The organism is Chondromyces crocatus (genome assembly GCF_001189295.1).
GTDB classification, from domain to species: domain Bacteria; phylum Myxococcota_A; class Polyangia; order Polyangiales; family Polyangiaceae; genus Chondromyces; species Chondromyces crocatus.
In genome coordinates, this window is record NZ_CP012159.1 from 1495594 (window position 1) to 1510249 (window position 14656).

A 14656-nucleotide genomic window follows, 5' to 3' on the forward strand; every position below is an offset into this window, starting at 1 on the left:
GTTGCCGCCCGTGTCAAGCGAACCTGCGCTGAACCTCGAGACCCTGGCGCGGATCAACGCGCGAATCCAGGCTGGCGTCCCGCGCAAGCGTGTCCTCGCCGAGGCTGGGATCTCGCGGAAGACCCTGACGCAAGCGCAGACCACGTGGCTTGCGCGAATGGCCCGCGAAGCTTCGCGCAGCAAGCGCTCATTACACGAGCGATACCATGCGCTGCTCGATGCCTACCGCGTCGAAGCGCTCCTCGAGCAGAGCGAGACCGCGGACGAGACCCCACGTGCTGCTCCCCGCCCGGCGGTTGCCCGCCTTTCACCCCTCGCCACGCAGCCCCGCGTCGGCGCTCCTCCCGTCGCTTCGCCTCTCGCTGTGCAAGCGCCCGTCGCGCAAGCGCCTGTTGCGCAAGCGCCCGTCGTCACGGCGCCCGAAGGCGTGCGCAATGCGTCCGTCCCCGCAGGAGATCCCCTTTCTCACACGGTCGTCGGCGCCCTGCGCATGGGCACGGAAGCGCTGCCCTTCAAGCCTGCGCGCGCTTCAGCCCAGTCGATCTCCTCGACCCCACCGCCGGGACCTGGCCCGAGCCCTCTCCTTCCCCTGCAGAGGCTTGCCACGGCCCTCGAGGCGCCTGGAGGGGCCCGCCCCGCGGAAGACCCTCTCTCGGATACGGTCGTCGGTGCCCTGCGTATGGAAACGGAAGCGCTGCCCTTCAAGCCTGCGCGCGCTTCAGCCCAGTCGATCTCTTCGAAGCCACCGCCAGGACCCGCCCCGAGCCCTCTCGTTCCGCTGCAGAAGTCCGCAGCGGACGACGATGATCCTCTCGCTCGCACGATCGTCGGTGCTGGTCTCACGGCCGAGCACATCCTGCCGTTTCTTGCGCCTCGCTCGGGTTCGGCGGGCGCTGCCGTGGGCAGGACCAGCCCGGGTGATCCTGCCGCAGCGTCGAACGCGCCGCTCCCGTTCCGCCAGGTGCAACCGGCTCAGACCGCGGCATCCAGTCAGCTCAAGGAAGACCCGCTCAACAAGACCACCGTGGGAGCGCTCGCTCCCTCAGGAGACCCTCTTCCCTTTCAGGCCGCCGCCTCCCGGCCAGCGGTTGCGGAAGCGCCTCCACGGGCTCCGGCTCCCAATGCTCGATCTGCCACGGCATCTCCTCGTGGCGCGGTCCCAGCGCCTCTCCCAGCGCCCGCGCCGGCAGCGACGCCGCCTCCACCACCACCGAGGGCCCAGGGGGCAGACCTCGACATCTACCAGTACGCCGCCCTCTGCGCCGAGCTCGCCGTCTTTCCTGGCGCGGTCGAGGCCACCTTCCAGCGCTACGGTCTGCACGAACCGGCGCGCCGGGCTGCCGTCGATACCGCATGGAAAGCGCGGCTCCAGGCCGATGCGCGCGCGTACGCCACGTGGCAAGAGCACTACCGGCGCATCCACGCCTACTGGACCGCGCAGGTCCGCCAGGGAGGTCGTTGAGGCGTCCTGACGGCGTGCAGTGCGCCCTCGATGCCTCGGTTCGGCGGGCACGACGGAGACTCCCTGTGGGGAGCGAGAACCGATAGGATCCCAGCATGTCTGCGTCGAACGCCATCTTCACGCTGGAAGGCGACGCGCTCCCGGGGGACGCCGTCGCGGCGCATTTCGAGGCCCACGAAGCCATCTCCGAGCCCTACGCCGTCACCGTCGTCTTCAGCACGCGCGATACCTCGTTCCGGGCGGGGGCGTGTCTGCGCACGCGCGTCTGTCTGCTCGTCACGGCCGCGTCGGGGGAGACACGCTTCTTCGATGGCATCGTCGACCGAGCGCGGTTCACGCGCGTCGTCGCCGAGGAGCGCCAGTTCGAGCTACGACTTCGGCCCGCGCTCGCTGCGCTCGAGCACCGTGAAGGCTGCAGGATCTTCCAGGAGAAGACCATCGTCCAGGTGGTCCAGACCCTCTTCGAGGAGGCAGGGTTCGGCGCCAAGGTCACCTGGAACATCGCCCGCGAGTACGAGCCGCGCGAGTTCATCGTCCAGTACAACGAGTCGCACCTGAACTTCGTGTCGCGTCTCCTGGAAGACAACGGCATCTTCTACTTCTTCCGGCAGGGACCCGACGGGCACACGATGGTGCTCGGTGACGATGCGAGCGCCTTTGAAGGGGACGCTCCCGTTCACCTTGGCCTGGCGCAAGGTCTGGACCTTCCAGGCGTCGAGCCTCTCGCCCGCTTCTCGAGGACACGCGCTCTCCGCACGAGTGACGTGCACCTGCGCGACCATGATTTCCAGCGCCCTGCCGTTCCTCCCGAGGGGCAGTTAGCTGGCCAGGACGTGGTGGCGATGTCCTACTTCGAATACCCCGGCGGCTTCACCCAGGGCGCCGTGGGCTCGCGGCTCGCGGAGGTCAGGCTGCGGGAGCTGCGCCGCGACGCGGAGACCTGTGAGGGAGAGAGCGGCGCGACGGGCCTGTCGGTGGGGGCTCCCTTCACCGTCGAGGGGGCCGCGGAGCCCGGGCTCGATGGCGAGTATGTCGTCACCCACCTGACGACCCGGGGGAGTCAGACGCTCGTCGGTGGAGAAGAGAACGTCGCCCTCCGCAACGAGTTCGAGGGCATCCCCCGCGCCGTGGCCTATGGCCCACCGCGCCGCGCGCGCAAACCCAGGATCCTCGGCGTGCAGACCGCCGTCGTCACGGGCTCCAGTGCGCAGGAGCAGGCGCTCCACGTCGACGAGTACGGCCGCATCAAGGTACGCTTCTTCTGGGATCGGGTGGGGCAACAGGACCACACCGCGAGCTGCTGGCTGCGCATGGCCCAGGTGGCGCTGGGAGGCTCGATGAGCCTGCCGCGCGTCGGCTGGGAGGTGGCCGTGGCGTTTCTCGATGGTGATCCAGACCGGCCTCTCGCGCTCGGCCGCGTGTACAACGTGGAGAAATCGCCACCGTACGCTTTGCCCGGCGCGAAGACGACGAGCGCGCTGAAGAGCATGTCGTCGCCAGGAGGCGGTGGGTACAACGAGATCAAGATGGGCGACAGCGCCGGGGGTCAGGGCGTCGGCGTCCATGCGCAGAAGGATCTCAACGTCATCATCCGCAACGACAAAGTCGAAGACGTCGGCGCCGATGAAGAGCGCTCCATCGCCGTCAACGGCAGTCGCAGCGTGAAGGTGGATGACTCGGTGCAGGTGGGAGGCAACCAGCGCGTCGACGTCGGCGCTGTCCGCTCCCAGAACATCGGCGCCAACCAGGACATCACCATCGGTGGCAACGACACGAGCAACGCCACGGCGAACTTCATCGAGAAGATCGGCGGAGACCGGGCTCATTCGGTGGGAGGCAACTGGATCACGATCTGCAACGGGCTAACCCAGTCGGTGCAGGGCAACTTCACGCGTGACGTCGGCTCGCTCGAGCTCCAGGGGACGATCGGTTCGATCCAGGACAATGTCGTCGGCTCGCTCGACGAGACGGTGGGTGCCGTGAAGATCCAGCTCGTGAATGGCAGCCATGGCGAGCAGGTGAGCGCCGACAAGCAGGAGACGTACATGGCCGGCAAGCTGCACCTCACCAAGGGGCCCATGGAGGCCACGGCGGGCGGCTCCGTGACGAACCTCGTCGGCGGTTTGCACTACCGCAAGCTGGGTGGCGATCTTGTGGTCAATGCGCCGATGATCACCTTGCTGGGGGCTGTCGGCTCGCTCCGGGCGGGGGACAGTGAGTTCAAGCTCGGTGGGGGGCCGGTGGTGCTGAGCGCACCAAAGATAGAGGTCAAGTCCGCGCTCGTCGTGAAGATGAGCGCCTCGATGAAGCTCGGTTGAGCAGAGGAGAAGGGTCCCGAGCATGAGCGATCCGCACGTCCGCGTTCTCTCGACCCTCGCTGTGGAGGGCAAATCGTACCGGGTGCTCGCCTACGAGCTGGTCGAGGCCCTCGCCGAGCCCGGCTTCGCCGCCTGCGAGGTGTATGACGACGACGCTCCGCTTCCGCTGCCGGAGGAGGTCATCGGGCGACGCGCGCGCCTGACCCTCTCGCGCAGCGATGGGGCGCAGGAGCGCGCCTTCGACGGCACCATCGTCGAGGCCGAGCTCGCGCCGGACGAGGACGATGTTCCTGCTTTACGCCTGCGTGTCGAGCCGCTGCTCTTCCGGCCCGGCCTGCGCGCCGACTGCCGCATCTTCCAGGACAAGAGTGGTCCGGATCTGGTGAAGGAGGTGCTCATCGAAGCGGGTGTCCCTGCCGGTCGGCAACACTGGCTTCTCGTGGAGTCGCACCCCGTGCGCCCCTACACCGTCCAGTACCGTGAGACGGATCTCGATTTCATCCAGCGGATCCTCTTCGAGGAGGGCATCTACTACGCGGTCCGGCCGGGCGATGGGGGCGAGACGATCGCGTTCTGCGATCACCCGGACGGGATGGGCGAGATCGCGGGCGCCACGACGCTCACCTTCTTCGAGGACTTCGGTTTCGAGGGGGGGGCGGACCGTGTCGTTCACGTCTCCCAGACGGCCGCGGTCCGCAGCGACAAGGCGTACTTGCGTGACTACGATCCCGAGCGTCCCTCGTTCACGGTGGAGGGCAAGGCGGAGGGGACCGACGAGGGGCCGCACACGCTCGAGATCTACGAGTACCCCGCGCGCAGCACGGACGACGCGGAGGTCGAGCGTCGCACCCAGGTGCTGCTCGAGTCGGTGCAGGCGGAGCGGGACGTCATCCAGGGAGAGACGGGCTCGCTCGCGCTCGCTCCCGGCTTGCGCTTCACCCTGGAAGGGCACCCGTACGAGCCCCTCAACCAGGAACTGATGGTCACCCGTTCTCGCATCACGGGCACGGATCCCAGCTCCTTTCAGGCGCATGTAGGCCGCAAGCCGACGTACGCCTGCGCCTTCTGGGGCGTCCCCACGAAGACCACGCGCTACCGGCCTCCGCGTCGGCTCCGGAGTGCAGCGCTGCCGGGCGCGCAGACGGCCGTCGTGTGTGGAGCGGGTGGCGAGGAGATCCACACCGACGGTTCGGCGCAGGTGAAGGCGTCGTTCCACTGGGATCGATCGGGCCAGAAGGACGAGAACGCGAGCCGCTGGATCCGCACGAGTCAGCTCACGCTGGGCGGGTCGATGCTGCTGCCGCGGGTGGGGTGGGAGGTGGCGGTGCGGCACGAAGGGGGGGATCCGGACCGCCCGATGGTCATGGGCCGGATGTACAACGCCCTCACGCCGCCTCCGTACGCCTTGCCGGGGGGGGCCGCGAAGAGTGCGCTGCAGACGGCGACCAGCCCTGGAGGCGGCAGCGCGAACGAGCTGCGCATGTCCGACACCAAGGGGGCCGAGGAGATGTTCCTCGGTGGCTCGCGTGACATGTCGACCGACGTCAAGAACAACGCCACGGAGTCGGTCGCCAACGACCACAAGAAGACGGTCGGCGGCAACCAGACCGAGAGCGTGACCAACAGCCTGACCTCCGCGATCGGCGCCAACCAGAGCATCGAGATCGGTGGAGACCAGTCGATCAACATCGAGACGTTCCACGTCGACGAGGTCATGGGGGACCACACCCTCACCATCGGTGGTAACCGTGATCTCAAGGTCGGTGGCGACCACCGGGTCAGTGTCGGCGGCAGCAGCACGACCGAGACGGGGAGCAACCACATCGAGCTGGTGGTGGGCGCGGTCTCCCACGAGACGCTGGCGTCCCTCGATCACACGGTCGGCACCGCCCTCGTCGAGCTGGCCGTGGGGACGCGCACCGTCAACGTCGGTGGCGATCGCAGCGAGGCGATCGGCCTTGCGAAGCTGATCGCTACGAGGTCGGGGCGGGGCGTGGACGTCGGTGGGTCGCTGGACGTCAAGGCCGTGGGGGCGGTGGCGCATGTCGGTAGCGCCGACCGCGTGGAGCAGTCCGGAGGGACCTTCACCGAGCTGGCGGTCGGCGCGCAGATCGTCAAGGCCGGGGGCAACGTCACCTTCGAAGCGAGTGGGTTGCTCACGCTGGTCATGGGGGCGTCGGTCCTGTCGCTCACGCCCGCCAGCGTGGCGGTGCTCGGCCTGTCCGCGAAGCTCGACGGCGAGGTGACCGACCTGTCGATCGTGGTCATCGACAACTGAGGCGAGGGGCGCATGGCGAGACAGTTCCAGGCAGAGCTCATCCTCCCCGACATCGCGACGTTTCACGTCGCGCGGTTCGTCGCGACGCACGAGAGCGGGCGCCCACCCGAGGTCCAGGTCGAGGCCATCCTCGAAGGGGTCGTCGAGCTGGATGCGCTGGTCGGTCGAGCTGGCGCCCTGCGCTTCGGCGTGCTGGGCGAGGAGTCCCGTACCTTCCCGGGCATCATCGAGAGCGCCACGATCGTCGGGGGGACGGAGCGTGGTCTCGGCGCCCGACCCACGCACTATCGCCTGCGCCTCGTCTCCGTCCTCTGCTTGCTGGCGCGCAGTGTGGACTCGCGCATCTTCCAGCACCTCTCGGTTCCGGAGATCGTCACGCAGGTGCTCTCGGAGCATGGCGTCACCCGGGTGGAGCAGCGCCTCGTCGACACGTACGAGCCGCGCGAGTACTGCGTGCAGTACCAGGAGAGCGCCCTCGATTTCGTCTCGAGGCTCTGTGAGCACGAAGGGATTCACCTCCAGAGCGAACCGGACGCGGAAGGTGCCGAGACGATCGTGCTGTGTGACGACAGCGAGACGGCGCCGTTCATGGCGGGTGATCCGGCGCTCGCGGCTCGTCCCCGCACGGCCTTGCTGGAGGCCGAGGATGCCATCTATGCCCTCCGGCCGAAGCGTCGCGTTCGCTCGGGCAAGGTGGTGCTGCGCGACTTCGACTTCGAGCACCCCAAGCTCGACCTGACGGTGACCGCGGCGGCCAAGGAGTCCCCGGAGCTCGCCGTGTACGACTACCCTGGTGGCTACTCCTCGCCGGAGCAGGGAGAGCGGCTCGCCCGCATCCGGCTCGAGGCGGAGCAGGTGGCGTCGCAGGGCCTCGAGGTCGATGCGGTGTGTGCTCGCCTCGTGGCGGGTCATCGCTTGCGGGTGATCGACGCCGGGGAGCTCGACGGGAGCTACTTCACGGTCTCGGTCACGCACACGTTCGATGGCGGCGTCGGCGAGGGCGCTGGCAAGGCCAGCTACCTGGCCCGCGCTCGCTTGCTCCCGGAAGCCATCCCGTTTCGGCCGCCGCGTCGCACGCCGATCCCCGTCATCGCCGGCCCACAGACCGCGACGGTCGTCGCCCCCGAGGGGGCAGCGCCGGAGAGCATCCATACCGACAAGCAAGGGCGCTGCAAGGTGCGGTTCCACTGGGACCGCAGTGGCATCCAGGATGAGCGCGCGTCCTGCTGGATGCGGGTCATGCAGCTCCAGACCTCGGGGTCGCTCGTTCTGCCTCGGGTCGACTGGGAGGTGATCGTCGAGTTCCTCGAAGGGGACCCCGATCGGCCGATCATCACCGGTCGGCTTTACAACGGGGTGTTCATGCCTCCGTACGCGCTCCCCGAGGGGAAGACCCGCACGGCGCTGCGCTCGGCGAGCACGCCGGGCGGAGGTGGCGCCAACGAGATCCGCTTCGAGGACAAGGCGGGCGCAGAGGAGATCATGATGCACGCGCAGCGGGACATGAAGGTCGCCGCCGCGAACAACGCGAAGAGGCGCGTCGGGAACAACGAGACCACGGTGATCGGCAACAACGCCTCGCTCCAGGTCGGGGGAGAGCAGACCACGAAGATCACGAAGGGCGAGCAGATCACCATCGGCGCCAACCAGGTGGTCACGGTGGGGGGCGATCGCAAGGTCGAGGTGAATGCCGTGAGCGCCACGACCGTGCATGGCAACGCGACCACCACGGTGGGGGGCAACCAGTTCGAGATGGATGGGAACCCGCTGGAGGCGCTGCTCGCTCTCGCGGCGCAGGCGGCAGAGCAGTTCGCTCAGTCCCTCGCGGACAACGCCGTCGCGGCGATCCAGGCGAACGTGGACGGTGCCGTGAACCAGGTCATGGGACCGATCAACGCCCTCAACGACCAGGTGCAGGGCATTTCGGATGCGATGAAGGCGGTGGGGGATGGCGATCTGAGCGGCATGGGGGCGATGGTCGCGGGGGCGAGCCGACTGCCGGGGGCAGGTGAGTTTGCTGCAGCGCTCGGAGGTCGAGGGAGCGCCGCGGGGCGGGGAGGGGGAGGCGGTGGAGGAGGCGGCGTGGGCGGCGGGGGCGGTGGCGATGCCCTCGGAGGGCTGACCACGGCAGCGAACGGTGCTGCCGGCCAGGCGAACGCGCTGACGGCGATGGCGGCTGGCGCTGCCCGAGGGGCGATGCATCAGGCCATCGGTCAAGGGGTCGGCGCCGCTCACCAGGCGCTCGCCAGCGCGCTCGGCGTCGATGGGGGTGGTGGTGGTGGCTCCTCGATGGCGAATCAGGGGGGGCCGGAAGGAGACGTCGCCGGGATCGATGCCACCGATCGGGAGAAGGGGCCGGGGCGCGCCACGGCCCGCGTCGTGGGGACCCACGAGGAGTCGGTCGGGTCGATGAAGATCCTCGCGGCGATTCAGGACATCGACACCAATGTGGGGGCTTCCAGGTCGCAGGACGTGGGCGTCGGGACGCTTCAACTCGCCATCGGTGACTATGCCGAGACGGTGGGGGGCTCGAAGGACGAGAAAGCGCTCGGCCTGATCGTCCTCAGCAAGGCGGGCGAGAGTGAGACGGTGGGGGGCTCGAAGACGACCATGGTGGGGGGCGCGATCATCGACAAGCTGAGCGGGTCGCAGGTCATCGAGGCGGGGGGGCCTGCGACGTTCGTGGGGGCTTTCCACAAGATCGAAGCGAAGGGGGCGATCACGTTCAAGTGTGGCGCGAGCGAGGTCGTCATCGCGGAGGAAGGGATCTCGATCACGTCTCCGCTCGTGGTCTTTCTGGCGCCGAAGATCCAGCTACCGAAGAAGGTGACGGAGCTCTGATGGCCGAGCATGGACGAGCGGACGCGGTGACGACGGTGGGAGCTGCCCTGGAGGAGGTCGAGTCCCCGAGAGCTTCCCAGGTGTCGATCGAGGAGTTGCTGAGTGATGTGCCGCTCCCGGCGGAGGCCTCCCCGCCGGTGGCCTTGGTGGCCGCACCGGTCGGTGTCCGGGTCGCGCGGCTTCTGCAGGTCACGGGTCGCGTGGCCTCGCTCTCGTTGCGGGGTGAAGCGGGGCCGCTGGAGGCTGACATTGCGCCGGAGGTGGAGGTCGAGCTCGTGCAGGATGCGCTCGTGAATGGCGACTCGGTGCTCGTGGAGGTGGGCCCGGGGATCGCGCCGCTCGTCGTGGGGGTGCTGCAGACGCGCCGTCCGCGAGAGCTTCATCTGCGCGCTGGGACGGTACACATCGAGGGGGACAATGAGGTGGTGTTGCGCTCGGGTCGAGGTGCGCTGCGCATCCGGGAAGACGGCGACATCGAGGTGGTGGGCAGCCGGATCAGCGCTGCCTCGCGCGGGCTGTTCCGCATCGTGGGGCGCTTGCTCCGCTTGAACTGACGTCACGGGAGACGATGGATGTCCTCTTCGCCGTCCACCATCACCGCGCTCGATGGCCGCTCCCTCGTGCGCACCCAGGTCACGGCGCGTCTCGACGAGCCGCTCAGCGCCGGGAGCAATTTGCTTTTTTGCTCCACGTTTCAGCTCGCGTGGAACGAGCTGCGTGCGGCGCTCGGTGGGGCCATCCGCTTGCAAGGGGATCCTTTGCTCGCGGTCGCGCTGGAGCGCGAGGGGCCGACGGCGGACGACCTCGATGTGGGGTCTTACGTCGCGCGCGGTGGGGTCGGTCCTGGCTTTCTCCGTGAGGTCGAGCGGGCGCTCCGTCAGACCTTCGGCGACCGGGATGACTTCATGCTTCCTGGTCGCCTCGAGCCTTCTGCCATCCTGGCTTACGCCTACCTGTCGAAGGACCTCGCCTTCCGGACTCCGTTCGAGGTCGAGCGGAAGCTCGGGATCGTGTTCCACGGGGGGGAGAGGGTCGCTTGTTTCGGGGTGTGGGGGGCGCAGGAGGATCCGCTCCGCGCGAAGCGTGCGGCGCAGGTCGTGGTGCATCACGTGAGCGAGGGGGGGTCTTTCGTGCTGGAGCTGATCACGGACGCGGAAGCGGACCGGTTGATCGTGGCCTGCATCCCGAGAGAGCCCAGCCTTCTTGCCATGGTGGACGAAGCGCTCGCCCGCGCGAACCACAAGCCAGGCCTCTGGTCACGTCTGCGCGGCGAGGTGGCGCTGGGGAAGCGGGACGTGGTGAAGATTCCGATGATCGATGTGGATGTCCTCCGCAACTACGCGGAGATCGGTCAACGGAAGGTCCTGGACCAGGAGCACGTCATCGAGGAAGCCAAGCAGCGAATCCGCTTCCGGCTCGATGAGAAGGGGGCGATCCTGCGGTCGGCGGGGGTCATCGTGGCGCCGCGTGGAGGGCCTCGGGGGCGCCACTTCGTCTGCGATCGTCCCTTCCTCGTGGCGATGGTCCGGGCGGGCCGGAGGTACCCGTATTTCGCGGCCTGGATCGAGGACCCGGAGCTTCTCGTCGCGGTGCGGCCCGAGCCCTGAGCGCGCGGTGATCACGGCGTTCCGGGCTGGGGCTGGATCCCGTTGACCCAGCTCCCGAAGCCGTTCACGCGCAGCCCCGAGGGGGGGGTGCCCGAAGGCATGCCGCTCACCAGGCCCGACCAGCCCTGGTTGCCGAGGAAGCTGCTGTTGAACAGGGCGCGCCCACCGGAGGTCGTGGCACCCGTCCGGTTCGCCACTGCTTGCGAGACGCTCTGGCCTCCTCGCGGTTTCGTTGCGCTGTTGCAGGCGATGACGTCGACCCGAGCGCCGGGGGCGCTGCCGTTGAACCCGGCGGCGTTCAGGCGGTCTCCCAGCTCCGTCCCGCTGATGTCCTGTCCCGCCCACTCGATCTGGCCGGGCACGCCATGCGTGTCGATCATCACCTCGGTCTCGCCGGCGAGGCTGCCAGGGGTCACCTGGGAGGGCGTCAGGATCGTGGCGCCGGGATACTGCGAGGCGTAGTTGCCGTAGTAGGCGTTGATCAGGGCCGGATCGTTCGACGCGGTGATGATCGTCAGCAGACCCAGCGGGTCGATGTAGAGCGTCGGGTTCGGGACGAAGCCCACGTCCTGGACCGAGCCGAGCATCCCGAGCGGGTCGGGGGTCAGGAAGACGTGAAGGTCCGGGGCGTAGTAGCGGTTGCGGTTGTAGTGCAGGCCCGTCGTGGCGTCGGCGCGCTGGCCGGCGAAGCGCAGCGCGCCGACGTCGCCCTGGGTGCGGGCGACCTCGCCCCAGGTCGAGAGATCGAGTTCAGCGGTCTCGCCCTCGTTCCCCAAGTAGAGGTACGGGGTTCCTGCTGCATCGGCTGCCACCAGGCGGAGACCCTGGCCTTCGCTTCCCTCGACGAGCGGCGTGTGGCCATCGTCGTGGAACACGCGCAGCACCTTTCCCCCGGTGCTCGTCTGCTCCTCGACGGGGGCGTTTCCATCCCAGCCGAACCAGGTCGTGGCGCCTCCGACGGTCTCGGCGAGGCGCCTGCCGAAGGCATCGTAGAGGTACTGCACGCGTACGCCGTCGCCGCGCACGGCCTCCACGAGGCGGTCGTCGTCGTCGTAGCCGTAGCGCCACGAGTGCTGCGGGTCCGGGGCGCGTCGCTCGACGAGCCGCCCGCACCGGTCCCAGCGCAGCAGCACCTCGCCGACGTGCGTGGGACGACCGCCTGCCCCAAGGGACCAGGTGGCACCCTCGGGCAGCGCGGTGCCGTGCGGCGAATACCGGAAGCGCTCGTTCGTGCCGAGTCCCTGGGCGCTGACGGGGCGCCCGAAGACGTCCAGCTCGTAGGACCGCATCCCGGCGGCCGTGTCGGTGACCGCGGCGACGGGGCCCCGCGCGTCCCAGCGGAACGAGCGCACCCGGAGGGAGGCGCCGTCTGCGTCCTCGACCACCACGTGCTCGGGGAATCCCAGCACGTTGCGCTGCGTGCGGAGGGCCAGGCCGTCGGTCTCGCGGCGACGCAGGAGTTCTCGTCCTTCCAGGTCGCGCTCGATGTGCAGGGTCTCGTTCCCGAGCGAGGAGGTGATGGCGATGGACTCGCCGTCCTTCTCGGCGCCGTAGCGTACGTGCCAGCCTGACGAGTAGCTCCGTTCGGCGATGCGCCCGTCCGGTCCGTACTGGTAGCGGACTTCGAAGCGGAACCCGCCGGCTGCTTGCTGCTCGCGCACGAGGCGTCCCGACTCGTCGTAGCCGTACTCCACGCGCGCGATGCCCGCTTCGGCGGAGAGCATCCGCCCTGCCTCGTCGTAGGCGAAGCGCGCGCTCGTCCTGCCGCTGTGCTCTCGGGTGAGGATGCGTCCTTGTGCGTCCCTGCGCTCGACGAGGCGCTTCTCTTCCGGGTTCAGGACCAGCGCGAGCCGGTCGGCGCCGTCGTACTCGAAGCCGTAGGTCAGTCCCGCGAACGTCTGCTGGCGGATGGGGTTGCCAGCGCCGTCGTGGCGGACCGTGAACCGCTCGCCGGCGGGGTTCTCGATCCACTGGAGGCGCAGGAGCGCGTCGTACCCCATCCGGTAGCGGCTGCCGTCGGCCTTGGTCTGCTCGACCAGCGCGTCGGCCACCCAGCGGTTGCGCTGCTCGCCGCCGCCGGTGTGCTGCTGCAGCTCGGTGCGCCGCATCCGGTCGGGCAGGAAGGCGGACCGCTGCCCGCCTGGGCCCGTGAGTGCGACGAGGTCGCCGCGGGAGTCGTAGTCGAGGTGGTAGGTCGCGCCGGTCGGTGTCTCCAGGGAGATGGGTTGACCCAGGAAGTCGAAGGCGTAGCGGTACACGGCGCCGCGGGCCGTCGTGTACTTCGCGAGGTTGCCGTGGGTGTCGTACTCGAGCAGGTCCTGGCCACCGTCGGGCCAGGTGATCGCCGTGTTCTTGCCGCGGGCGTCGTACGTCGCGAGGGTCTTCCGGCCCTGCTCGTCGAGGCGCTCGACCACCTTGCCTCGTACGAGCCGCACGGAGGCGCGCGTGCCGTCGGGTCTGATCAGGGTCCGGAGGCCGGTCTCGTCGTCGTGCTGGAAGCGAAGCGTGGCGCCATCGGCGAGGGTGATCGAGGCGATCCGTCCGGAGGCGTCGACCTGGCGCCGGGTGGCGCCGAGGGAGCCGTCCGACATGGAGACGACGCGGCCGAGGGCGTCGTAACGGAAGAGGGTCGCGTTGCCGCGTGGATCGATGTAGCGCTCCACGAGGCCGAGGTCGTTGCCTGCGTAGCGGTGCACGCTGCCTGCACCGTCGGTCACCGTGGCTTCTCGTCGGCCCGGGCCATAGGTCAGGCGGGTGTGGAAGATGCCGCGCGGCTTCGCCTTCGCGTCCTCGGTGACGGCGCCGAGCTCGGCGAGGAGGTCGCCTCCGGGGCGCTCTCCCCAGGTCTCGACGCAGCGCTTTTCTCCGTGGAACTCGGCGTGGACGAAGCGGAAGACGATGCCGTCGGGGCGGTGCTCGGCGAGCAGGTAGTGGTCTTCGTCGTACTCGTAGCGGGTCGAGACGCCGCCGGCGTCGATGACCTGGACGAGGTCGCCGCGCTCGTCCAGCTCGTAGGCGACCAGCAGCTTCTGCTGCGGTTCGCCCTCGTCGTCGAGCAGGTGGAGTTCCCAGGTCCGGAGCGCGCCGTCCCGCGTCAGCGTGGCCCGGCGCCCCACGGAGTCGACGATCTCGACGATCTCTTCGTTTTCCCAGCGCAGTGCAGCGTGGTTGCCGTGGGCGTCCCGCAGCGCGACCAGCGCGTAGTTCGTTCCCCCGGGGGAGGGGCGCAGGACGCGCAGCAGGCCGTCGTCGAGGTCCACGACGATGGCGTCTCCCTCGGCGTGGAGCTTGCGGCCGTGGGGGAGCAAGAGCGTTTCGTCACCCGTCGGCAAGACGAGCGTGGTCTCGCTGCCGCGGTCGTCGATGAGCGTGAACGTTTCGCCGTGGCGCTCGCCGCGCCAGGCCAGGTTGTGCGACCACCCCCAGCCCAGGCCGCAGCGCTGGCGTACGGCGGAGGTGCGGTAGCTGCGGATCCAGCGGACCCACAGGAAGCCGGGGAGGGTGAAGTCGACGCAGGGGGGGGTGAAGAGGGTCCCGGTGATCACGTCGACGGGGTGGCCGGCGCTGGCTTGACCCTCGGCGCCTGGAGGGGCGGGTGGGCTCGGTGGGGCGGCGCCGTCGTTGCTGCCGCCTCCGCCTCCGCCGCCGTTGCCTGGTCCATTCGGTCCACCCGCGCCGGGGCCTCCCGCGCCAGGGCCCGAGGGGCCGCCGCCTGCGCCGCCTGCGCCGCTTGCGCCCGAGGCCTTGGCGCCCAGGCCGAAGGTGAGGCCCTTGTTCATCTGTCCGAGGGAGCCGGTGATCCCCGCCATGCCCAGCTCGATGAGGATCAAGGGGGCGCCCAGCCAGGGAAAGCAGGGGCCGGTGATGTTCAGGCTGACCACCTCGCGGAGCGTGCCTGGCTCGTTTCCGTGGCAGGTCTTCATGCACCCGCCCACGGTCAAGATCGGTGCTCCTTCGATCTTGGTCCGCATGCAGGGGTCGGTGATCCCTTCGGCGGTGTTGCCGAAGGTGGGGTAGGGGATCGGTAAGGGCGCGGGGGCTGCCGGGGTGAGGCACACGCTGACGGCGAAGCCGGCCATGGTGTGGCCGGAGCGGTCGGTGATCGTGTCGAGATAGTAAGCGGTGACCTTGCCCATGGCGTGGTCGATGG

Annotated in this window: 7 protein-coding genes; 6 read left to right on the forward strand and 1 reads right to left on the reverse strand. The window is 69.1% G+C overall.

Annotated features, from left to right (window positions below):
• Nucleotides 1–679: 679 nt before the first annotated feature.
• From CMC5_RS44005 to CMC5_RS05625, 6 genes are all read left to right on the forward strand, one after another.
• Complete coding sequence (locus tag CMC5_RS44005) at nucleotides 680–1462, forward strand: hypothetical protein (RefSeq protein WP_156338238.1); 783 nt, start codon at nucleotides 680–682, stop codon at nucleotides 1460–1462.
• A 95-nt stretch (nucleotides 1463–1557) separates the two neighbouring features.
• A complete protein-coding gene (locus CMC5_RS05605; RefSeq protein ID WP_050429443.1) occupies nucleotides 1558–3780 on the forward strand; it encodes a type VI secretion system Vgr family protein in 2223 nt (740 codons plus the stop codon).
• Nucleotides 3781–3802: 22 nt separating this feature from the next.
• Nucleotides 3803–6058: a type VI secretion system Vgr family protein gene (locus CMC5_RS05610; protein WP_050429444.1), complete on the forward strand. Its 2256-nt coding sequence runs from the start codon at nucleotides 3803–3805 to the stop codon at nucleotides 6056–6058.
• Nucleotides 6059–6070: 12 nt separating this feature from the next.
• On the forward strand, nucleotides 6071–8899 hold the full coding sequence (locus CMC5_RS05615) for a type VI secretion system Vgr family protein (RefSeq protein WP_050429445.1): 2829 nt from the start codon (nucleotides 6071–6073) through the stop codon (nucleotides 8897–8899).
• Nucleotides 8899–9453, forward strand: a complete 555-nt coding sequence (locus CMC5_RS05620; RefSeq protein WP_050429446.1) for a hypothetical protein — start codon at nucleotides 8899–8901, stop codon at nucleotides 9451–9453. The genes CMC5_RS05615 and CMC5_RS05620 overlap by 1 nt, the downstream gene beginning before the upstream one ends.
• 18 nt (nucleotides 9454–9471) lie before the next feature.
• Nucleotides 9472–10506: a hypothetical protein gene (locus CMC5_RS05625; protein ID WP_050429447.1), complete on the forward strand. Its 1035-nt coding sequence runs from the start codon at nucleotides 9472–9474 to the stop codon at nucleotides 10504–10506.
• An 11-nt stretch (nucleotides 10507–10517) separates the two neighbouring features.
• On the opposite strand, the gene CMC5_RS05630 is transcribed toward CMC5_RS05625, so the two are convergent.
• Nucleotides 10518–14642, reverse strand: a complete 4125-nt coding sequence (locus tag CMC5_RS05630) for a PAAR-like domain-containing protein (RefSeq protein ID WP_050429448.1) — start codon at nucleotides 14640–14642, stop codon at nucleotides 10518–10520.
• Nucleotides 14643–14656: the final 14 nt, after the last annotated feature.

Excerpts from the sequence above, each read along its gene's own strand:
- CMC5_RS44005 (WP_156338238.1), top strand. The coding sequence starts at position 680 with ATGGAAACGGAAGCGCTGCCCTTCAAGCCTGCGCGCGCTTCAGCCCAG.
- CMC5_RS05605 (WP_050429443.1), top strand. The coding sequence starts at position 1,558 with ATGTCTGCGTCGAACGCCATCTTCACGCTGGAAGGCGACGCGCTCCCG.
- CMC5_RS05610 (WP_050429444.1), top strand. The coding sequence starts at position 3,803 with ATGAGCGATCCGCACGTCCGCGTTCTCTCGACCCTCGCTGTGGAGGGC.
- CMC5_RS05615 (WP_050429445.1), top strand. The coding sequence starts at position 6,071 with ATGGCGAGACAGTTCCAGGCAGAGCTCATCCTCCCCGACATCGCGACG.
- CMC5_RS05620 (WP_050429446.1), top strand. The coding sequence starts at position 8,899 with ATGGCCGAGCATGGACGAGCGGACGCGGTGACGACGGTGGGAGCTGCC.
- CMC5_RS05625 (WP_050429447.1), top strand. The coding sequence starts at position 9,472 with ATGTCCTCTTCGCCGTCCACCATCACCGCGCTCGATGGCCGCTCCCTC.
- CMC5_RS05630 (WP_050429448.1), bottom strand. The coding sequence starts at position 14,642 with ATGGGCAAGGTCACCGCTTACTATCTCGACACGATCACCGACCGCTCC.